Genomic DNA, 20,669 nt, shown 5'->3' with positions numbered 1-20,669 from the left:
CCGTATCTTTCGATACGGGCGTTAATGGGCTTCAGGTATTTACCAGGAGTAGCGAATCCCTAGGTTGGCCCCCCAAGGCTGCTCGACCCTACCGCCGCTGCTGTGTTCAAGGTCCGCATGCAGTTGCAGGTTTTGCGACAGTTTCAGCGCCATACCCGCACCGAACTCAGCGCGCGAGCCAGACAGGTCGTTATTGAACACATTGTTGTTCACCTTGACCTTATTGTTGTTGGCAAACTCATGCACCATCGCCGCCCGCAAGTAGGGCTGGACTACGCTGCCACTGTCGAGCTGGATGTCGCGCCCAACGGTCGCACCAGCCTTGGCCAGGATCGAGCGGGTACGCTCGCCATCGGCGTGCAGGTCATTGTCCAGGTTGTAATTGGCGCCCTGGATCACCACGGTGGACAGCTGTGCATATGGCTCGACAAAGTAGCCGTCGTCCAGCTTGATGTTGCGACCGAACTCTGCCGACAGGCCGCCACCGGTATTGGTGTACTTGCCCTTGGCCTTGGTACCGTCACTCAAGCCGACTTTTGACTCGTTCTGGAAACGGTTGAGCTTGGCCACTGCATCGAAATACAGGCCACTTTCCTCATCCAGCCACGTTGCATAAGCACCTACGTAGTAGCTCTTTACCGTGCCTGAAGTACCGCGTTTGAGATTGAGGTCAGAGGTACTGTGACCGGCCATCACACCCACCAGCCACTGGCTGTCGGCCAACGGCGTGTCGACACCCAGGGTGAAGCCCTGCTGGTTCTGGTTGTAGCCCACGCCGGTGCTCTCGGCCACCTTGTACTTGTTGCCATAACCGCGCATCCACACACCCGCCTGGCCAGGTTCGAAACGCAACTCGCCCATGCGCGTACGCAATGAAGTCGCCTCGCCGTACCACACAGTCGGTGCCGTATTGAACAGCGCCATCACCGAGCGGGTGGCTGGGCTGATTACGCGGTTGTTCGGGTCGAGGAACCAATCGGTGCCGTCCTTTTTCAGGCCGTAGGAGTAGGCACCTACATCGACCACATCACCCTTCAGGGAGAACTGCGCGTCCCCTCCGCCAGTATGTACGACGCGAATCTCTTCGGGGTTGACCGGCTCCGCGCCGCTGGCAGCGAGCAACAGGCTGTGATTACCATTGGCTTCGCCCGTGATATTCAGGAAGTCCGTGATGCCATTGGCAAAGTCGGTGCCCATGACGAAGGTCCCGTTGCCGTCAAGGCTGTCCAGGTCCAGTTGATAGAACGCGTCGGCATGACCGAATATCACCGTCCCATCCGTCAGGTTCAAGGCGCCCACCTGGCTGTCACCGGTCAGTTCCCAGTATGAGGCGTCACCAACGTTCAGGCTGGTGACATTCTGCAGTTGCCCCGTCAGCCCAGCGCTGTTTTCCAGGTTCAAATGTGCGGTGCTGCCGTGTTCTACAATCACGTCGCCTTTCAAGCGGCTGTTGTCGACATTCATGCTCGCCTTGGCACCCCCATTGACTTCCAGCAAGGTGCCATTGCCACCGGTCAGGGTCGAGCCGTTGCGCACGTCGACTTCAACTTCCATTTCTTCGCCTGGGTAACCTTCGACGACAATGGCCGAACCGCTGCGACCTTCGACGCTGGAGTTGTCCAGCACCAATTTGCCAGGGCTCTCACTGCCCAGGTCATTGGTGAACAGCACGCCATTCTTGTCGCCGATAATCCGACTTTGGCTGGCTGTCGCGGTTGCACCATCGAGCAATACGCCATAGCTGCCGACACCGGTACCTTCAACCAAGGTGTTCTGGTGGAACTGCAGTTCGCTGTTGCCATAGGCCATCGCACCGCCCATCACGCCGCGAATAGTGCTGTTGTACACCTGAGCAAGACCGCCCTTTGGCGAATCGAAATTCTGAAACGCTTGCAGACCTACGGTGGTATTGCTGCTGATGCTGCTGCCTTTGATAACGGCCGTGCTGTCATCCAGACGCACTGCGCCGAACGTCGTGTTGTTCGATTCAACCGTGGCACCGTCAAGGCTGACGTTGGAGCCCTGGGTCGCGCGAATGTCATCGACCAGGCTGCCTGTATTGACACTCAGTGTCGAATCGTTGACCAGGATATTTCCTGTCCGCGCGCCGTTGACGGTCAGGTCGGACTTGTGATCGAGCTGCCAGTCATTTTTCAGCTCTCTGGCGTCAATGACTTTAGACTCGCCAATCAGGTGAGCCGCCTGGGCATGGGTTTGCACAGCTGCAAACATAAGAAACGTAATAGCCGGAAATTTCATCATCTTGCTCAAAGGCTTGAGCTCGAAGTTAGTAGGTGCTGACATGGTGGTTCACTCTCTGGGATAGAGCCTCTGAAAACGGCTTGGCTCGTTCCTCGGAATGAAGCCTTACCTGTACGGCGCAGAGAGTACGGAGTGAAGATACCGGCGGCTGTAGGATAAATCTGAACGCAAATTGGTAATAATCAGTTGAGACGTGACGAAAACTGCACGTTGCAAACAAGAAAAAGGCGGTAATTACCAGACATACAAAAGGGAAGCCATGCTTCCCTTTTGTCATTTCAGGTTTTGATTGATCTCAAGGTGTTGGTACAAACGGTACTCGATCGCAGAAGGAGTCTGGGTTCGAGAATCCGGTGTACACCTCGGCCAATGCACCGCGTCCCGTCACCCCGCCCACCAAGGTCGTTGTGTAGCTGACCTCGCAAGGCCCAAACGGCACCTGGGCCAGGAATGGACGGTAAGGGACATCAACGGTGAAGCCATTTTGCACATCATCAAGCGTCAACGGCAGGGTTGTAATCGTCAGCACAAATGGCCCAGGTGGAAGACCGGGGAAATCGTTGCTGATCGTAACCGTTACCGTCACGGTATTGCCCACCAGCAACCTTGGGTCGCCCGGAATGCGAAGCTGCCCAACCAGAACCGGTGGAGATCCCGGCATGCGCATAAGCAACGATTCGCAAGACCACTCGCCCAAGCCGTCAAGGCGCAAATACACTGCTGGATCCAGCATCACCGTTACCGCATCGATCACGTTGACCATGGTCACGCCCGAGGGGTTTTCGTTGGTGGTACCGGGACCAATGACCGAATAGCGAAAGGGCTGCAGGTTGTTACCATGTCGGGCAACGACCTCCCAAGGGATGGTGAACGTTGCATTGGCCCCGGGCACTATCGTACTGAGGGGGAAAGGCCCAACGCGCTCTTCGGAACGCCCCCAGTACCCGAAAAACTCATTCCCAATATGGGGCAGCGCAGCGATGGTCCAGAGGGGAATCACGATAGTGACAGGCCTGTTCGCGTCGCCAATGCGCAGAGTGTTCAATTCCATTGAATCTTCACCAAACACCTGTGCCAGATTCAACGCAGGGTTCACATCACCTGGCTCAAGGGTGCCCGGCAGAACAGGCCCTTCGACCGACAAGTCAAGCCGCACCGTTTTAACGGGAGAATTGAAGAATACTCCGTTGCGATCGATCCGGTAGTCCACGGTTACCGTCTGCGGCCCCAGCAACGCCGTATAGGCAGCCTTGATTGCAGCCCTCATATTGTTGAAAACCACCGGGAAACCAGTAAGTTCTGTGGTTTGCGGACCATAAGGCCCGGCCTCCCACCGCACTTCGAACTTGTCCAGCCCGATGGCATGCTCTGGATAGGTTTCAATGTGGCCGTCGATTCCTTGAGCAAAATCCTTGATGTCGAGCAAGTCATCCGTGCTACCGCCACCTGGAGCCGGGGCCAATGGCAGGAAGATCGGCAATGGCATGGGATCTTCCAGTAACGCAACCGTGCGAAATTCATTGAACGATGGGCGGCTGACATTACCCGCTCGGTCCGTAATGGTGTAGAAAAGGTAATACAACCCGCTCAAGATTATCTGCGTAGCAGGCAGGAAGAACGTACTTATCGCGGGTGGTGGCAGCATCGGTACCCCTGAACCACTCACCAGATACTCTGGGCGCGGGTCCATTACCGGGCTGAAGTAAACGTTAATCCTGTCCCCGGCTTCAAAACGCCCTGTCTGCGGGCCAAAGGTGTTGGCAGGAAAGCCGAACTCCAGGCCGCCCTGATTCACCAGAAACGCATTGTTGATAATTGTGCCCGGTGGCGCATTGATGAAACTTGCAACGGATGGCTGCTCGCGTGACGACGCTACGGCATAGGGCGCAATGGTATCGACCCGGAATGCGCAAGGGTTGGAGCTGTCAAAGGCAGCGCCTGGCACGTTACCGGCAGCATTTCGATACTGCGTATTCATGAGTTCATAGAAGCCATGTTGGAACTCGGGCGGTGGCGCAGGTATAAACCGGTTGATGATGGCCGGTACCGGGGTCTGGTTGATTTGAAAGGGCTCTACCAAGCGGGTCCAGGTCGGTGGGCTCACGGAGGTATCGCGAATCTCGATACTCATCCAGTCGGTTGGTCGGGAGATCCCCCCTGATCTGCATTCGAGCGTGATGCCTACAGGTGCAACGACCGCCGGGATCAGGCCTGTTGCATCATCCAGCGCCTCTGCAATCGTGGGAGCATCGATAATCAGAGGTGTTGGCGTAGTCGTGACGTTTGGGTTGCTACTCATTTCAGTCTCTCCTTAGTACTTAATGTAGGCGTCGCACAAACACTCATAAAGTGGCCAAGCCGCCATCGCCCAATTGCTTGAGTGATTGCCGGATGACTGAAATCGCAGCAACACTCTCTCCAGCCGTATGACGTGCGGCCAAACAAAACAACGGTGGTATTACTCGTCAGAAGTTCAATGAAACGTACGTGTTCCAACACTCATGACACGAAGCCCTCTGAATCAGGGCTCAGGGCCATTACCATCAGTCCAGCAATAAATGGGGTTGGGCGGTGGTGGCGAGGTCGGTACCACGCGATCGAACGGCACATACCGGGAAGAAGATCGACCGATGATCACTCCGCCCCTGGACACTGTGTAGCTCGCCTCCCCTCCTGCGTTGTTTTTCAAGGGCCGGATCAAGCGCTCGACATCAAGGATCCAAAAAGCGTAGCCCGTCGCATCGGCGACACCATTCCAATAATGAGTGAGGGTTTCCACGATATTGGGATCTGGATTGACATCCGGGTACAGGCCATAGCCCTGGAATCGCAGGGTAATCAGGTCGCCATCATGTATGTCCGCGTGAGGGGCGATGAACACCTCGACCCCGAACCAGATCGGTGGCTGGGTGCTGCACGTCATGTACCGGTTGGGGTGCGACTCCGACTGCGGGAACGTAGGCCGAGGGTAGCGGGCCGGTGGCAGGTCGGCTTGCAACCGCGCTCGCGCCACCTGTGAAAACAGTGGGTTGACGTTGCCGGCCTGGTCTTTCAGGCGATAGAAGCAAAAGATCCAGAGAGCCCCCGGGAAGCTACGGAAGACGTCGCTGGGAACCTCAACGAATAGGCGGCCGGTGGCACTGGCCAAGGGCGGTGAAACCAGGGTTGGGGCGCCCGTTGGCAAGATATTCATGTCCGAGAAATACATCAGCACCTGGTCACCGACCTCACGCCCCAGATAGCCTCCGGGAATCTCCATGGGCACCAGAGGATTGGCAATCAGGTAGGCCTCTGTAAGCGGGTCGATGGGGAAGATCGCCGGTGGCAGCAATGCGCCGCCGCCGGGGGCATCCCGGTCGATCCTGATCGTCACCACCTCGGACTCATCGAAACTGGGGCTATCGGGCGTGCTGTTATGAATGCGAAACCTCAGATCAACGATTGCACTGTTCAGCATAAAAGCCTGAGGAATATGCACGAGGAAGGGAAAATCGGCAGGCGTCATCGGATTGGGCAGCAAAATGGGTGGCGCTTCGGCGGGACGCGCTCCGCGAACATTCCACTCAAGCACGAGGTATTGGTTCCTGCCTGGGGTCGGTAGAAATGCCCAGGGGCTCGGAATTTCGACCCTCAGGTCGCTGAAGTAAAATTGCGCGGGCACCAACCCGTCCGGCAAGGCGTCAATCACATTGGGCGCGGTAATTGCCAGCGTGCTCCCAGGGCCCTGGGGAGCATTCGTGTTCGACTTGCCAGCATTGCGGGTGCTCATCGAAACCTCCTATGACTACGCGCCGGCATATGGTTTGCGCACCATGCTGCAGGCTCTGTTGGGGTAATTGAACACCTCCTTCAACCTACCGGATACTGTCAGAACTAACAGGCAGGCTCGCCGCTCGTCGGTTTCAGCAGCTTGGTTTTGCGGTTGAATCAACAAAGATTTTCTTGACGACACGCGCTTGCTGGTGTCTCCTGAAACCGGTTTCAATCCAACCTTTACTGTGCACTCAATTCCAATAAGAAAGGCCCAGCCGTGACTTCATTTTCCGCCGCCCAGCGCAGCCGCGTGACCATGCTTGACGTCGCCGAGCGCGCCGGGGTTTCCAAGGCCAGCGTTTCACGCTTTATCGGCGACGACCGCGCCCTACTGTCCGATGCCATCGCCTTGCGTATCGAGCAGGCCATCGAAGAGCTGGGCTACCGCCCCAACCAGATGGCCCGGGGCCTGAAACGGGGCCGCACTCGTCTGATCGGCATGCTGGTGGCCGATATCCGCAACCCCTATTCGATTGCCGTGATGCATGGCGTGGAAACCGCCTGCCGCCAACACGGTTACAACCTGGTGGTGTGCAACACCGACCGCGATGACGAGCAGGAGCGCCAGCATCTGGCAGCACTGCGTGCCTATAACATCGAAGGTTTGATCGTAAACACCCTTGGTCATCACCTTGAACAACTGCTGGAGCTACAGAGGGAGATGCCTCTGGTGCTGGTGGACCGCAAGGTCGACGCGTTGCACAGCGACCTGGTAGGCCTGGATAACCCGCTGGCCGTACGCATGGCGCTGGAGCACCTGGAGCAGCAGGGCTACCGGGATATATTGCTGATCAGCGAAGCGGCCGATGGCACCAGTTCGCGTGTCGAGCGCCTGCACAGTTTCCAGAGTCAGATCAGCCGACGCAAAAAACTGCGTGGCAGCGTGCTGGAAATCACCCCGGATTTGAACGCTCACCTGCAGGCGTTTCTTGGCATGTCGCCTGCAGGTCCGAAAGCCTTGTTTTGTGCCAACGGCATTGCCGCGCTGGCGTGCACCAAGGCCTTGCGCGAGTTGGGTTGCCGGTTATTCGAGGACGTCGGCCTGATTGCCCTGGATGACCTGGATTGGTACCCGCTGGTGGGCAGCGGCATTACCGCCCTGGCCCAACCGACTCAAGCGATTGGCGCCAGTGCCTTTGAGTGTCTGCTCAAGCGCTTGCGCGGCGATACCTCGCCGACTCGCTCTCTGGACTTTGCTCCGCAACTCATAACACGTGGTTCAACCCAGCCCTTGTAGGAGCCAGCAAGTCGGCATCTATAAAGGGGATGTTTTTTATCTGCAAATGAAACCGGTTTCAGAGATCAATAACAATGCATAGATACCCCGTTTCCATCAGCCTTTCCAGCTACGGCTCCGACTTGGTTCGCCAACGTGGCCAATTGAGTTTCGTCGAGTTGTTGGCCGCTGCCGGCGCCAGGCGCATTGAATGGCGTGAAGAACTGCTCACCACCGAACAGCCTGCGGAACTGGCCCAGGCAGCAGCAGCCCAGGGCCTGGAATGCGTGTTTTCCTCCCCCCTGGAGTTGTGGATCGCCGGGCGTGCGCAAGCCAATAGCGAACTGGCCGCCACCCTCGACCGGGCCCAGGCGTTCGGTGCGCGCTGGCTGAAGGTTTCCCTCGGCTACTTCACCGACACCAACGACCTGCACAGCCTCAGCGCCCTGCTCAACCGCCACCCGGTGCGCTTGCTGGTGGAGAACGACCAGACCCTGCATGGCGGGCGCATCGAGCCGCTGCAACGCTTCTTCGATGAGGCAGAACGCCTGGCCGTCCCCGTGAAAATGACCTTCGATATTGGCAACTGGCACTGGCAGGACCAATCCGCCCACACCGCCGCGCGCTTGCTCGGCCGGCATGTCGATTACCTGCACTGCAAGGCCGTCGCCCGCCGTGCCGATGGCAAGCTGATCGCCCTGCCGCCCGGCGCCGCCGACCTGCACCTGTGGGAACAATTGCTGCAGCTGATGCCCCAAGGTATCAGCCGCGCAGTGGAGTTCCCGCTGCAAGGCGCAGACCTGGTGCAAGTCACAACCTTGCAGGTCGCCGCCCTCGCCTGCCTTGGCCAACCCCGCATGGAGAACGCCCATGTCTGAGATCGATATCCTCTCGTTCGGTGAAACCATGGCGATGTTTGTCGCCGAGCAAACCGGCGACCTGACCCACGTTGGCCAGTTTCAAAAACGCATCGCCGGTGCTGACAGCAACGTAGCGATTGGCTTGTCGCGCCTGGGCTTCAACGTGGCCTGGCTGAGCCGCGTGGGCGATGACTCATTGGGCCGTTTTGTGGTCCAGAGCCTGGAGCGCGAAGGCCTGGATTGCCAGCATGTGGCGGTCGACCCTGCGCACCCCACCGGCTTTCAGCTCAAGTCCCGGGAAGAGACCGGCGACGATCCAACCGTCGAGTATTTTCGCCGCGGGTCAGCAGCCAGTCACTTGTCCAGCGCCATGATCACGCCTGGGCTGCTGCAAGCACGGCACCTGCACGCCACCGGGATTGTGCCGGCGCTGTCGCACGCCTGCGCCGAACTGTCGCGCCAGTTGATGACGCAGATGCGCGCGGCAGGCCGCAGTGTGTCCTTCGACCCGAACCTGCGCCCGTCGCTATGGCCCAGCGAGCAAAAAATGATTCGCGAAATCAATGCCCTGGCCTGCCTCGCGCATTGGGTATTGCCGGGCTTGAGCGAAGGCCGGCTGCTGACCGGCTTCGAAGACCCCGAGGATATTGCCGCCTTCTACCTCGACCAGGGCGTGGAAGCTGTGGCGATCAAGCTCGGCCCCCACGGCGCCTACTACCGCAGCCATCTGGACCAAGGGTTCATCGCCGCCGTGCCAGTGGCCAAGGTGGTGGACACCGTAGGGGCCGGTGATGGTTTTGCCGTGGGCATGATCAGTGCCCTCCTCGAAAACCTCAGCTTTGCCCAGGCGGTGCAGCGCGCCAACTGGATCGGCAGCCGCGCGGTACAGAGTCGCGGCGATATGGAAGGCCTGCCCTTGCGCGCTGACCTGCCCGCCCTGCAAAAGGCCGGCTGACCCCCGGCGTTACACCCGTTACCTGTTGCCACAACTACAACAAGCTCAGGAGCAACCCCATGAACAACCTGAAACTCGCCACCCGCCGTTGGTGGTACATCATGCCCATCGTGTTCATCACCTACAGCCTGGCGTACCTGGACCGCGCCAACTACGGCTTCGCCGCCGCCTCCGGGATGGCCGAGGACCTGATGATCACTCCGGGCATGTCCTCGCTGCTCGGTGCGCTGTTTTTCCTCGGCTACTTTTTCTTCCAGGTGCCGGGGGCGATCTATGCCCAGCGCCGCAGTGTGAAGAAGCTGATTTTCGTCAGCCTGATCCTGTGGGGCGGCCTGGCCACCCTCACCGGCGTGGTCTCCAACGCCTATATGCTGATCGCCATCCGCTTCCTGCTTGGGGTGGTCGAGGCCGCCGTGATGCCGGCGATGCTGGTGTACCTGTGCCACTGGTTCACCCGTGCCGAACGCTCGCGGGCCAACACGTTCCTGATCCTCGGTAACCCGGTGACCATGCTGTGGATGTCGGTGGTGTCCGGCTACCTGGTGCAGCATTACAGCTGGCGCTGGATGTTTATCATCGAAGGCCTGCCCGCGGTGTTCTGGGCCTTTATCTGGTGGCGCCTGGCCGATGAGCGCCCAGCAGATGCCAAGTGGCTGAACGCCGCGGAGAAACACGATCTGGAAACCGCCCTCGCCGCCGAGCAAGTGGGGCTCAAGGCGGTGAAGAACTATGCCGAAGCCTTCCGCTCCCCCCAGGTGATCATCCTCGCACTGCAATTCTTTTGCTGGAGCATTGGCGTGTACGGCTTTGTGCTGTGGTTGCCGTCGATCCTCAAGGCCGGCCTGCAGATGGATATGATCGAAGCCGGCTGGTTGTCGGCGCTGCCTTACCTCGCCGCGGTGATCGGCATGCTGCTGGTGTCCTGGGGCTCGGACAAGCTGCAAAAGCGCAAACGTTTGGTGTGGCCGCCGTTGTTGATCGCCTCCGTGGCGTTTTATGGCTCCTACCTGCTGGGCGCCGAACATTTCTGGTGGTCCTACACCTTGCTGGTGATTGCCGGGGCCTGCATGTATGCGCCTTATGGGCCGTTTTTCGCCATCGTCCCGGAAATTCTCCCGGCCAACGTTGCCGGAGGCGCCATGGCATTGATCAACAGCATGGGCGCACTGGGTTCGTTTGGCGGTTCGTACCTGGTGGGTTACCTCAACAGCAGCACCGGCTCGCCGGGTGCGTCCTACCTGCTGATGAGCGGCGCGTTGCTGCTGTCGGTGGTGCTGACGATTTTTCTCAAGACCGGGGCCCGTGAAGCGTCCCCGGCAACACCGTTGCACTCCCTGGATTTGAAGGTCAGAACCTGATGAAAAAGCATGTCGTGCTGTACAAGAAACTCTCCGCGCCGCTGATGGCCCGCTTGCATGAAGCGGCCGAGGTAACGCTGATTGAAAGCCTCGACCCCACGGGCCTGGCACAGCTGCGTGATGCCTTGCCCCGCGCCCACGGCTTGCTGGGCGCAAGCTTGCGCCTGGATGCACAACTGCTGGACCTGGCACCCCGCCTGGAAGCGGTGGCCAGCGTTTCGGTGGGGGTCGACAACTACGACATCGACTACCTGACCCAGCGCGGCATCCTGCTCAGCAACACCCCGGATGTACTCACCGAAACCACCGCCGACACCGGTTTTGCGCTGATCCTCGCCACCGCCCGACGCGTGGTGGAGCTGGCAAATATGGTGCGCGCCGGCAACTGGAACCAGAATATCGGCCCGCTGCACTTTGGCTGCGATGTGCATGGCAAGACCCTGGGCATCATCGGCATGGGCCGGATCGGCGAAGCACTGGCACAGCGTGGGCATTTTGGCTTTGGCATGCCGGTGATCTACCACAGCCACTCGCCCAAGCCAGCGGTAGAGCAGCGTTTTGGCGCCGAATATCGCAGCTTGCGGGACTTGCTGCAGCAAGCCGACTTTGTCTGCCTGACGTTGCCGCTGACGGCCGAGACTCAAGGTTTGATCGGCGCCGAGGAATTTGCGCAGATGGGGCAGGAGACGATTTTCATCAATATTTCACGGGGCAAAGTGGTCGATGAAGCCGCGCTGATCGAGGCCCTGCAACAGCGCACAATTCGCGCTGCGGGGCTGGATGTGTTTGAACGTGAGCCGTTGAATCATGATTCGCCGCTGATGCGCTTGAGCAATGTGGTGGCAACGCCGCATATTGGTTCTGCGACCCATGAAACCCGTGAAGCGATGGCGCGGTGTGCGGTGGATAATCTACTGGCGGCACTGGCCGGCGAACGCCCAAAAAACCTGGTCAATCCCACCGCCTGGACACCCTGATTCTGAAAGAGCGGATTCTGCTTTCTGTAGGAGCGAGAACTAGGCGTCCCCCTCGCTCCTACAAAAAAGCCTTAACTGACTGGCATTAGGGCTTGCTCGCTCCCACGGGTAAGTGTTCAGCCTCTAGCGCCCGGTGCGGATGGTGTTCCAGATCCGCGTGCGGATACGGTCGATCTTCATCGGCATGGCTTCGAGGGCGAATAGCTTGCCCATCATTTCTGCGCTTGGGTACACCTTGGTGTCGCTCTTGATCACCGGGTCCACCAGGCTGTCGGCAGCACTGTTGCCGTTGGCGTAGTGCACGAAGTTGGTGATGTCGGCCATCACATCCGGGCGCAGCAGGTAGTTCATGAAGGCGTAGCCGGCCTTTTCATCCGGGGCGTCGGCGGGCATGGCCACCATGTCGAACCAGATGGCGGCGCCTTCCTTGGGGATGTTGTAGCCGATGTTCACGCCATTCTTGGCTTCCTTGGCACGGCTTTCGGCCTGCAACACGTCCCCCGAGAAACCCACCGCCACGCAGATGTCGCCGTTGGCCAGGTCGCCGGTGTATTTCGAGGAGTGGAAGTAGGCAATGTACGGCCGTACTTTGATCAGCAATGCCTCGGCTTTTTTGTAGTCTTCGGGGTTCTTGCTGTGGTGCGGCAAGCCCAGGTAATTCAGGGCGATGGGCAGCAGTTCCGGGCCGTTGTCGAGGATTGCCACCCCGCACTTGCTGAGTTTTTCCATGTACTGGGGCTTGAAGATCAAGTCCCAGGAATTGACCGGGGCATCGTCGCCCAACACCGCCTTGACCTTGTCGATGTTGTAACCGATGCCGGTGCTGCCCCACAGGTACGGGAACCCGTGCTCATTGCCCGGGTCGTTGGTTTCCAGGGCCTTGAGCAGCACCGGGTTGAGATTCTTCCAGTTGGGCAACTGGCTCTTGTCGAGCTTTTTCAGCGCCCCGCCCTGGATCTGCCGGGCCATGAAGTGGTTGGACGGGAAGACCACGTCGTACCCCGAATTGCCGGTCATCAACTTGCCGTCCAGGGTCTCGTTGCTGTCGTACACGTCATAGCTGAAACCGATCCCGGTTTCCTTCTGGAAGTTCTTGGTGGTGTCTGGCGCAATGTAGCTCGACCAGTTGTAGATTTTCACCGTTTCGGCGGCCTGGGTCAGGGAAGCCACCAACATCAAGGGCAACAGGGCAATGGGTCTCATGGTTCGATTTCCTGGCGGTTATAGGGCTGTTTTTATGGCAGGCGATCAAGGATCAGAAGGTTAGAGAATCAACACATAGGTCTTGCGTACGGTCTCCTGGATATCCCAGATTCCCGTGCTGTTGGCCGGCAGCATCAGTGCGTCGCCGGCTTCGATATGCAGGGTTTCGCCGTCATCGGGGGTGAAGGTGCAGCGCCCCTGGATAAAGTGGCAGAACTCCTGCGCCACGATCTGGCGCCGCCAACGGCCTGGGGTGCACTCCCAGATGCCGGTCTCGACGCCGTCGCTGCGTTCCACGCTGAGGGTGGAGGCCACGGCAACCGGGGTGCCTAGTGGTACGGCGACCGGGCTTGAGTCCGGCAAGTGGCGGTTCAGGGTGTCTTTGAACTGGGTAATGTTCATGGTCATACCTGTGGTGTTTGAAACGACTTAGTGCATGAAACCTTCCATGAAACCGGCAACCCCGCTGGCCAGCTTGCGCCGCCAGGGCGCGGTGTTCGGGTCGGCCAGGGTCTGGTCTTCATGGACAAAACTGCGAATGATCGCGTTGTAGCCCAGCCAACGGCACGGCTCCGGCTCCCAGGCCCTGAGAGCATTCAGGCCGCCTTCACGCAGCACCCAGGGCTGCTCGACCAGCGATGTGGCGCGCCCCAGGATCAGATCGGCCAGGGTGCGCCCGCCAAGGTTGCTGGCACCTACGCCCTCCCCGCCATAACCACCGGACAAGGCAATGCCGTTTTGCTGATCGCACAGCATGTGCGGCCGAAAGCGCCGCGACATGCCAAGGTTGCCGCCCCAGGAGTGGGTCACGCGCACATGCTTGAGTTGCGGGAACAACTCGCAGAACAGATAGCGGCGCAGCTCCACTTCGCTGTCGGTAAGGTCGAAGTTGTGGCGCAGCTTGCCGGCAAACTGATAGCCGCCACGGGCCCCGAAGACCAGGCGATTGTCGGCGGTGCGCTGGCCGTAGGTGACCTGGCGACTGCTTTCACCAAACGCCTGGCCCTGGTCCAGGCCGATTTCCTCCCAGGTACTGGCCGACAGCGGCTCAGTCGCCACGATCAGGCTCTGCACCGGCAGTTGATAGCGGCCCAGAGGCTTGAGCGTCGGCGCATAGCCCTCTACTGCCGGCACCACCCACGAGGCCCGGACCCGGGCCTTGTCGGTACGCAGGCTGCCCGACTGCCAATGGGTGACCGGGCTGTTCTCGTAGATAGCCACGCCCATGGACTCGACCACCCGCGCCAACCCGCGCACCAGCTTGGCCGGATGGATCGTCGCGACATGCGGCGTGTACACCGCGCCATAGGCCGAGGCGATGCGGATCTGCCCGGCCAGTTGCTCGGGGCTGAGCCAGCGGTAATCCTCTTCGGTCAAGCCTTGGGCATGAAGCTTGGCCAAGTAGTCGCGCAGGCTGGCTTGTTGCTCGGGGTAGCGGGCGGCACAGTGCAGCGCCCCACCCTTGCGGTAATCGCAGTCGATGCCTTCGCGCGCCAGCACCTGGCCGACCTCATCGGGAATGCCGTGCAGCAGGTCAAACGAGGCCCGGCGCTGCTCGGCAGGCAAACCTGCAAGCAAGCGGTCTTCGCCCAGCAGGTTGCCCATCAGCCAGCCACCGTTGCGCCCGGAAGCGCCAAAGCCAGCGGTCTGCGCCTCGATGATTGCGACCTTCAACTGCGGCGCATGGCGCTTGAGGTAATAGGCGGTCCACAGCCCGGTGTAGCCGGCGCCAATAATGGCCACATCGACATCCAGGTCCTGGCCGAGGGACGGACGCGCCTCCAGTGGCTCTTGCAACTGGTCCATCCATAAACTGATCTTGCGCCATGCCTGCATGCCAAAACTCCACCACCCAACGTCGATGGCGTGATCCTAGTGCCTGGCTTCAGCTGTCGTCTTGCGCGCGTGCACGCAGGGAAATTTGTTTGACGTAGGCCTTGGGCGACAAACCCGTGTGCTGGCGAAAACAGCTGTAGAAGGCCGATAGCGAGTTGAAGCCGGCGGCAAACGCCAGTTCATCGATACGGATTGGCGGCGTGGCGCCATCCAGTGCTGCCAGCAAATGCTGCAGGCGGGCCTGGTTGACGTAGCGGTAGAAGCTCTGCCCCAGCACCTGGTTGAGCAGGTAGGAAATCTGGTTGCGACTGTAGCCACATTCCTTGGCCACCCGTTGCAGGTCCAGTTCGGGGTCGAGATAGGGTTGCTGGCGCTGGAAGTACTGCTGCAAATCGTTGGCCAGGTAGCTCAGTTGCTGTGGCGACAGGCCCAGGCGGCTGACGGTCGGCCGCGTGGCCTGGGACGAGGAACGGCTGGTGGCGGGCTCATGGACCAGGGACGCATATTCGTTGACACGCCAGATCAGCCCGTCGCGCACGGTGATCGCCTCGCTGGTGCGAAACGACACCAGGCCCTGGCCGCCGCGCAGCGTCACGCGATACTGGATGAACGCGGTATCGCCGTCGGTACGGATGCGATCGGTGTGTTCAATGGCCTCGTCGGGGTCCCGGGGCATGCTGGCTTGCAGATACTCACGCAACTGGTCGAAGCACACCACGCGGTTCTGGAAGAAGTCGTGATACTGGATATCCGGGTGGTAGTGCGCCATGACCCCGTCCAGGTCCCGGCGCTTCCAGCACAGGTGATGGCGTAACACCACCTCGGCAGTCGCATGCGTCTGTTGCGGGCTATCGGCCAGGACGGTCTGTGGCATACAACACTCGCAAACGGCTAAAGCCTGGAGCTTGCACAACTTTACCGAGGGCTTCAATGGCAAAATGACAGTTTTAAGTAATGGCCTTTTGCCTAAGCATTTGTAAGACATGACCCACGTCATACTTCTTGTAAGGAACTGCCGAACGGACAGCAAAAAACCCGGTGCCAATTGCGACTGAGTGCTATTTTTTAGGCTTCACGGTCAGGACCATTGATGGACCTGACGCCCTTGCCGCGAGCTAAAGGAAGCGCTCAATGAACAAGGTGGGCAACATGAATAAAGTGACATTCCCCAATGCATGCCAGCTGATGCGCTGGCATTTTCACCCGGTTGGCTTTGAAGGCAGTATGGACGCGCCTGGCAGCATGATCGCGCGGTTGTTTGACCGAGAGAGTGGCGAAACCCTCATCGCCATCGCCGGCATCCCCTGTGCCACGGTGATGAACGCCACGGAGGTGGAACTGATTATCGAGGCGATCGAGGCTGAGTTGGATTCGTTTGTGCCGCCGCAGTTGCTGCAGGCCTGACAGATACCCTTGTAGGAGCCGGCTTGCCGGCGAAGAGCCCGAGAGCAACGCGGGGCAGCAGGTACCCCGCGTTATCGTTGACGACTTTCCCAGGCAAACCAGCGCCTACAATGGGCCTTGCTTCAATGCCGGGGTACCCCGGCGATCATCAAAGAACGCCTTGCCCCCCGCCACCCGGTCCGACGCCCTCGGCGCATTCGTACCTTGGCCGTCCTGCCCTTCGACATACCAGTAGCAATGACTCACCGCCCGGGTAATCCCGACATAGGCCAGGCGCAGCACTTCGTCTTTTTGCGCATTGTCGTAGGGTTCGGTATCACCGTCCTTGCCAAGCCCGGCCATGCGGTACACCTGGTTCTTGTAGGGCGAGCGGGTCAGGTGCTGGCAATCGCCCAGCAAAAATACGGCGTCCGCCTGCAGCCCCTTGGCGCTGTGGTAGGTCAGTTGCTTGAGGCGGCGCATACCGGACGGCAAGCTAGAATCCAGATTAACCACAGACTCAATATGCTGCTGAATCAATAGCTTATCGATACTTTTTCGATACAACATTAATACCGATTCGCCCCGTTGATAGTGCGCCAGCAACTGCTGCGCCAGGGCTGCGTCGTCCCGGTCAAGCACCTGTACCGGCACCAGGGCCCTGGTTGCACCACAGGCCTTGGCTTTCTTGCCGCTGATCGCCGGGGCGGCTTTAACGATATGTTCCGCCGCATCAATGATGTGCTGGTGGCTACGAAAGTTCTCCCCCAGCATCACCCGGGTGGTGGTCGGGGACGGGAACTCCTTGGTGAACTCCATGAAGTACTTGGGCGAACTGCCGCGCCAACCATAGATCGACTGCCAGTCATCCCCCACACATAACAGCGAGGAGTGCTGGGCACCGCGCCCCACATGCATCGCCGGCCCGCGACGACGAATCTCGCACAGGCTGGCGCGGATCCACGACACAATCTGCGGCGAGACATCCTGGAACTCGTCAATCATCAAGTGCGACAGCGGGCGCAAGAGTCCGTCGCTGAGCAGCTTGAGGTTTTCCGGGGTGTTCTCGCCAAACAGCGAAAACATGCGGTTGTAGGTCATGACCGGCGGCGACTGATCGAGCAGGTGATCCTCCAGGGCCTTCCAGAAAATACCCAGGGCCTCGAAGAAGCCGTGATCCGGGTCATCCTTGGCAAAGCTCATCTGGCCGACTGCGGTGGGTACGTCCAGGCCGAGGTTCTCGATAAAACCGGCTGCCGTGACAAAACAGTCGAGCAACGGTGCCGAAGCCAATTCGCCCTTGACCTTGTAATCAAACCCCGGGCCTGAAGAGGCATCACCGGCCAGACTGCTCAGAAGGCGTTTGGACGATTCGTAGTTATCCAGCCAGATCAATGGTTTGCGGCAGAATGCTTGAAATAGCGTACGCTTGACCGCCCATTCGGCCCGGACCGACAGCTTGGCACCGGGGCGTGCGATCTGCGGGTTTTCCCTGGAATCGAAGCCCAGCACCACCCACGCATCCAGTTCGGCGCTGTAGCCATGGCAGTGGAACGACGCGCCATTGATTTCAACGCTCTGGCGGTTCGGCTCGATCCCCTTGATCGGCCACGCGCCGGCGCGGAACCACAGGTCCTCGATCACATCACACAGTTCTTCGTCACGCTTGGCCGCCAACTCGGTGACCGCCACGCGTTTTTGCACATCCGGGTGGTCGCGCTCCAGCTCCTTGAGCTGCAAGGCGTGGCGTGCCATTGGCGCAATCAGCTCACGAAAGCGCGTATGCCGGCCGTAGAGCCCGTGATAACAGGCATTGAGTTGCTGGCGCTGGGCATCATTGATGCGCAAGTCAAAGGGGTTGCTGTCGGCCTCGTCATCGTAGAGGCCGCTGTGCAGGTTTTCGAAGGCCTGCAATCGCTCGAAGCCCGGCAGGCTACGCACCATGGGCAGGATCCGTGAGTGGAAGGTCCGCACCACGGCCTGGGCCTCTTTCAATGCAAGGGGTTGGCCCCACAGACTGAGAATCTCCATGAGCTTGCTGATGAAGTCCTTGCGCGACTCACGGGTGAAGGTCACCACGGTCATGGAACTCAGCTCAAAGCCCAGGTAATGGGTCAACAACAGGATCCGCAGGACCAAGGACGTGGACTTGCCGGCCCCGGCACCGGCAATCACCGAGGTTGACGGGGTGTCACTGAAGATCATCTTCCACTGGGCCGCGCTGGGTTGCGCATGAGCTGGCAACAGGCGCGCTACATCAGCCTTGATGCGCTTTTTCAGCTCCGGGGTCAGTGGCAAGCGCCAATCGTCGAACAGGCTATCATCCACGCCAGGCGCGCGGTGCTCATCGCTGCGAAAGTCACGAATCAACAGGACCTGGCGCCCTTCCTCGATGCCATCACGCTTACCTTCCTGGTAGCCATACTCCACGCCTGCCTCGTGCCCGCTGCGAAAGCCATCCGCCTGGCCATGCAACCACGAAAAACGATGCTGGGCCCGCAGGCGCGTCAAGCCGTGGCCAAACAGCCGGGCAGCCAGGCGCTTGAACAGCGGCATTTGCGCCAGGGGGCGCAGTTCGGGGGGCAGATCAGGGGTGTGTTGCGGCACGCGGACTCCTGCGAGGACTTGAGCGAACAGAGGCCCTATGGTCGCTGGAATCTCCCGACAGTTCCAGCCAATTGCTTTGGCTTCATGCAGTTAGGCGATGAAGTGAAGCTGGGGTCTAGTTCTGGCGCTGGAAAAACAATCGAATAACCCGATAAGAATCAGGCATTTTTTACGCTTTTTATCGATTATGCCTCGGCGGATGATAAGCCCATCAACAGGAGACGATCATGCTTGAACTTCGACCTTTTACTTCCCTGGGCGGTGCCAATCACGGTTGGCTGGATGCCCATCATCACTTTTCATTCGCCGAGTACCACGACCCACAGCGTATGCACTGGGGCAACCTGCGGGTATGGAACGACGACATCATCGCGCCGGGCACTGGTTTCCCGCAGCATCCACACCGGGACATGGAAATCATCACCTATGTGCGTGAGGGTGCCATCAGCCATGCCGATAACCTGGGCAACAAGGGCCGTACCGAGGCTGGCGACGTACAGGTGATGAGTGCCGGCACCGGGATTGCCCATAGCGAATACAACCTGGAGGCCACGGCGACCAAGATTTTCCAGATCTGGATCATTCCCAATGAAGCGGGCTTGCCTCCTTCCTGGGGCGCCAAGCCTTTTCCCAAGGGCGACCGCGAAGGGTTTGTGACCTTGGCCAGCGGCAAACAGGGTGACAATGAAAGCCTGCGCATCCGTGCCGATGCACGCCTGGTGGCGGCCAACTTGAAGGCCGGGGAAAGTGCCGAGTATCACTTGGATGCAGGACGCCGGGCGTACCTGGTGCCGGCGACCGGGGTGATTGAGGTCAATGGCTTGCAGGCACAGGCGCGCGATGGTGTTGCGGTGCAGGATGAGCGCGTACTGCGGGTGACCGCGATCGAAGACAGCGAAGTGGTGCTGGTGGACCTGGCCTGATCTCAAGCCAGACTCAAAAACCAAGCGGGCTTGCTCGCGATAGCGGTGGGTCAGTCACAGTAATATCGACTGATCCACCGCCATCGCGAGCAAGCCCGCTTGTATGTTTAAACTTGAAGGGGTGGGCGGTGACTAAAAGCCCGATTCCGACTCTAGCCAGTACGGACCGTGGGAGACTTCTCGTCCCGCCCTTTCTACCCCAAGCGCCGATAAGGAATTCATCGGGAAAACCGACGATAGAGGCAAGCCAGCGCTGGGGTAGACCCCGACAAGCCCTTAAACACTAGCTCCGAGGATTTGTTATGACAATCCTTACTTCACCAACGGTTCTGGGTATCGATGTGGCCAAGGCCGACGTCGTCGCCTACCGCGAAGACCTCAAAGCCATTCAAACCATTACCAACGACCGCGATGCTCTTGGCCGCTGGCTCAAAACGCTACCTGCCAACAGCTCAATTGCCCTGGAAGCCACCAGCACTTACCACTTGGACACAGCTGAACTCGCCCATGAAATGGGACATCGGGTTTACGTTGTAGACGCTTATCGGTTGAGCCATTACCGCGAAAGCATTGGCCAACGGGCGAAAACAGACCCTTGCGATGCGCGTTTGCTGGCGCGCTACCTGAGCAGCGAGCAGGAACGGCTGCGGCTCTGGAGCCCACCTCCGCAGGCTTATAAGCTATTGAAAAGCTTACTGCACCGACGTGCAGAGCTTATCAACTTGCGCGTGAGCCTAACGCTGAGTTGGTCGGGCGAACCGCTTTTGAAGGACGAATTGGCCCAGCAGTTAAAGTCCTTCAAACAAGCTGAGCTGGTCATTCAGAAGTTGCTGCACAAAGTCAGCAAAGAGGCAGGCATCACCGAAAACATCAAGCGCTGCAAAGCCATTGAAGGGGTTGGTGATCTTACGGCTACGGGTCTAGCGACAGCCTTCATGCGTGGCCATTTCGCCAGTGGCGATGCATTCATCGCTTTCTTGGGGATGGATCTGAGACCAAAAGACTCCGGAAAGAAGGCCGGTCCTCGGCACCTGAGTAAAAAGGGCGATTCGGAGTTACGGCGCCTTGCTCACAACGCAGCAATGGCCGCTAGCCGATCGCCGACCTGGAAACCCTATTACGAGTCCTACCTGGCCCGAGGATTGGCAAAGACCCAAGCCCTGGTGATCCTCGCCCGCAAGCTCTGCCGGGTGGCATTCGCGCTGATGAAAAACCAGAGCGAATATCAGCCGAATTTAAGGTTGCAGGGTTTCCCTGCAACATAGAATCTCCCACA

16 protein-coding genes are annotated in these 20,669 nt (G+C 59.3%); 8 read left to right on the top strand and 8 right to left on the bottom strand.

All coding sequences use genetic code 11. From position 1 onward, the window contains the following. Positions 1–39 precede the first annotated feature (39 nt). The 3 genes from BFQ03_RS10120 to BFQ03_RS10110 all read right to left on the bottom strand — a co-directional run bounded on the left by BFQ03_RS10120 (position 40) and on the right by BFQ03_RS10110 (position 6,031). On the bottom strand, positions 40–2,304 hold the full coding sequence (locus tag BFQ03_RS10120; protein WP_065942987.1) for an autotransporter outer membrane beta-barrel domain-containing protein: 2,265 nt from the start codon (positions 2,302–2,304) through the stop codon (positions 40–42). Between the two features lie 253 nt (positions 2,305–2,557). Continuing rightward, positions 2,558–4,561: a hypothetical protein gene (locus BFQ03_RS10115; RefSeq protein WP_065942986.1), complete on the bottom strand. Its 2,004-nt coding sequence runs from the start codon at positions 4,559–4,561 to the stop codon at positions 2,558–2,560. 222 nt (positions 4,562–4,783) lie between these two features. After that, on the bottom strand, positions 4,784–6,031 hold the full coding sequence (locus tag BFQ03_RS10110; RefSeq protein ID WP_065942985.1) for a hypothetical protein: 1,248 nt from the start codon (positions 6,029–6,031) through the stop codon (positions 4,784–4,786). Positions 6,032–6,292: 261 nt separating this feature from the next. Between BFQ03_RS10110 and BFQ03_RS10105 the strand changes: the two genes are divergently transcribed. The 5 genes from BFQ03_RS10105 (at position 6,293) to BFQ03_RS10085 (ending at position 11,441) form a co-directional block, all read left to right on the top strand. Beyond that, positions 6,293–7,312, top strand: a complete 1,020-nt coding sequence (locus tag BFQ03_RS10105; protein ID WP_032860432.1) for a LacI family DNA-binding transcriptional regulator — start codon at positions 6,293–6,295, stop codon at positions 7,310–7,312. Positions 7,313–7,386: 74 nt separating this feature from the next. Then, entirely contained in the window at positions 7,387–8,169 is a 783-nt protein-coding gene (locus BFQ03_RS10100) for a sugar phosphate isomerase/epimerase family protein (protein WP_032860433.1), read from the top strand. After that, complete coding sequence (locus BFQ03_RS10095; RefSeq protein WP_065942984.1) at positions 8,162–9,106, top strand: sugar kinase; 945 nt, start codon at positions 8,162–8,164, stop codon at positions 9,104–9,106. Before BFQ03_RS10100 ends, BFQ03_RS10095 begins: the two co-directional genes overlap by 8 nt. 59 nt (positions 9,107–9,165) lie before the next feature. Continuing rightward, positions 9,166–10,464 (top strand): MFS transporter, encoded by a 1,299-nt coding sequence (locus BFQ03_RS10090; protein ID WP_065942983.1) that lies wholly within the window; start codon positions 9,166–9,168, stop codon positions 10,462–10,464. Continuing rightward, positions 10,464–11,441, top strand: coding sequence for a 2-hydroxyacid dehydrogenase (locus BFQ03_RS10085; RefSeq protein ID WP_032860439.1), 978 nt, complete (start codon positions 10,464–10,466; stop codon positions 11,439–11,441). The genes BFQ03_RS10090 and BFQ03_RS10085 overlap by 1 nt, the downstream gene beginning before the upstream one ends. A gap of 123 nt (positions 11,442–11,564) precedes the next feature. On the opposite strand, the gene BFQ03_RS10080 is transcribed toward BFQ03_RS10085, so the two are convergent. Genes BFQ03_RS10080 through BFQ03_RS10065 form a run of 4 tightly spaced genes read right to left on the bottom strand, consistent with a single transcriptional unit; the run spans position 11,565 to position 15,354 of the window. Beyond that, positions 11,565–12,644 (bottom strand): polyamine ABC transporter substrate-binding protein, encoded by a 1,080-nt coding sequence (locus BFQ03_RS10080; RefSeq protein WP_065942982.1) that lies wholly within the window; start codon positions 12,642–12,644, stop codon positions 11,565–11,567. A gap of 60 nt (positions 12,645–12,704) precedes the next feature. Beyond that, positions 12,705–13,046 (bottom strand): cupin domain-containing protein, encoded by a 342-nt coding sequence (locus BFQ03_RS10075; RefSeq protein WP_065942981.1) that lies wholly within the window; start codon positions 13,044–13,046, stop codon positions 12,705–12,707. A gap of 27 nt (positions 13,047–13,073) precedes the next feature. Then, positions 13,074–14,480 (bottom strand): NAD(P)/FAD-dependent oxidoreductase, encoded by a 1,407-nt coding sequence (locus tag BFQ03_RS10070; protein WP_065942980.1) that lies wholly within the window; start codon positions 14,478–14,480, stop codon positions 13,074–13,076. Between the two features lie 49 nt (positions 14,481–14,529). Next, the gene (locus BFQ03_RS10065) at positions 14,530–15,354 is read right to left on the bottom strand and encodes a helix-turn-helix domain-containing protein (RefSeq protein ID WP_065942979.1); all 825 of its coding nucleotides are present in this window, start codon (positions 15,352–15,354) and stop codon (positions 14,530–14,532) included. A 257-nt stretch (positions 15,355–15,611) separates the two neighbouring features. Here BFQ03_RS10065 and BFQ03_RS10060 point away from each other — a divergent pair, with 257 nt between their 5' ends. Beyond that, entirely contained in the window at positions 15,612–15,884 is a 273-nt protein-coding gene (locus BFQ03_RS10060) for a DUF1652 domain-containing protein (RefSeq protein ID WP_032860446.1), read from the top strand. Between the two features lie 105 nt (positions 15,885–15,989). Here BFQ03_RS10060 and BFQ03_RS10055 read toward each other — a convergent pair whose 3' ends face one another. After that, complete coding sequence (locus BFQ03_RS10055; RefSeq protein WP_032860447.1) at positions 15,990–18,470, bottom strand: UvrD-helicase domain-containing protein; 2,481 nt, start codon at positions 18,468–18,470, stop codon at positions 15,990–15,992. A gap of 227 nt (positions 18,471–18,697) precedes the next feature. Between BFQ03_RS10055 and BFQ03_RS10050 the strand changes: the two genes are divergently transcribed. Both BFQ03_RS10050 and BFQ03_RS10045 read left to right on the top strand, forming a co-directional pair. Further along, a complete protein-coding gene (locus tag BFQ03_RS10050; protein ID WP_032860448.1) occupies positions 18,698–19,393 on the top strand; it encodes a pirin family protein in 696 nt (231 codons plus the stop codon). 302 nt (positions 19,394–19,695) lie between these two features. Beyond that, complete coding sequence (locus tag BFQ03_RS10045; protein WP_065942825.1) at positions 19,696–20,658, top strand: IS110 family transposase; 963 nt, start codon at positions 19,696–19,698, stop codon at positions 20,656–20,658. The last annotated feature ends 11 nt before the right edge of the window (positions 20,659–20,669 follow it).

It is taken from the genome of Pseudomonas sp. 25 R 14 (genome assembly GCF_900004755.1).
In the GTDB taxonomy this organism is placed as follows: Bacteria; Pseudomonadota; Gammaproteobacteria; order Pseudomonadales; family Pseudomonadaceae; genus Aquipseudomonas; species Aquipseudomonas brenneri.
The sequence above is the reverse complement of the archived record's forward strand: the minus strand, read 5'-3'. Positions and strand labels throughout refer to the sequence as shown.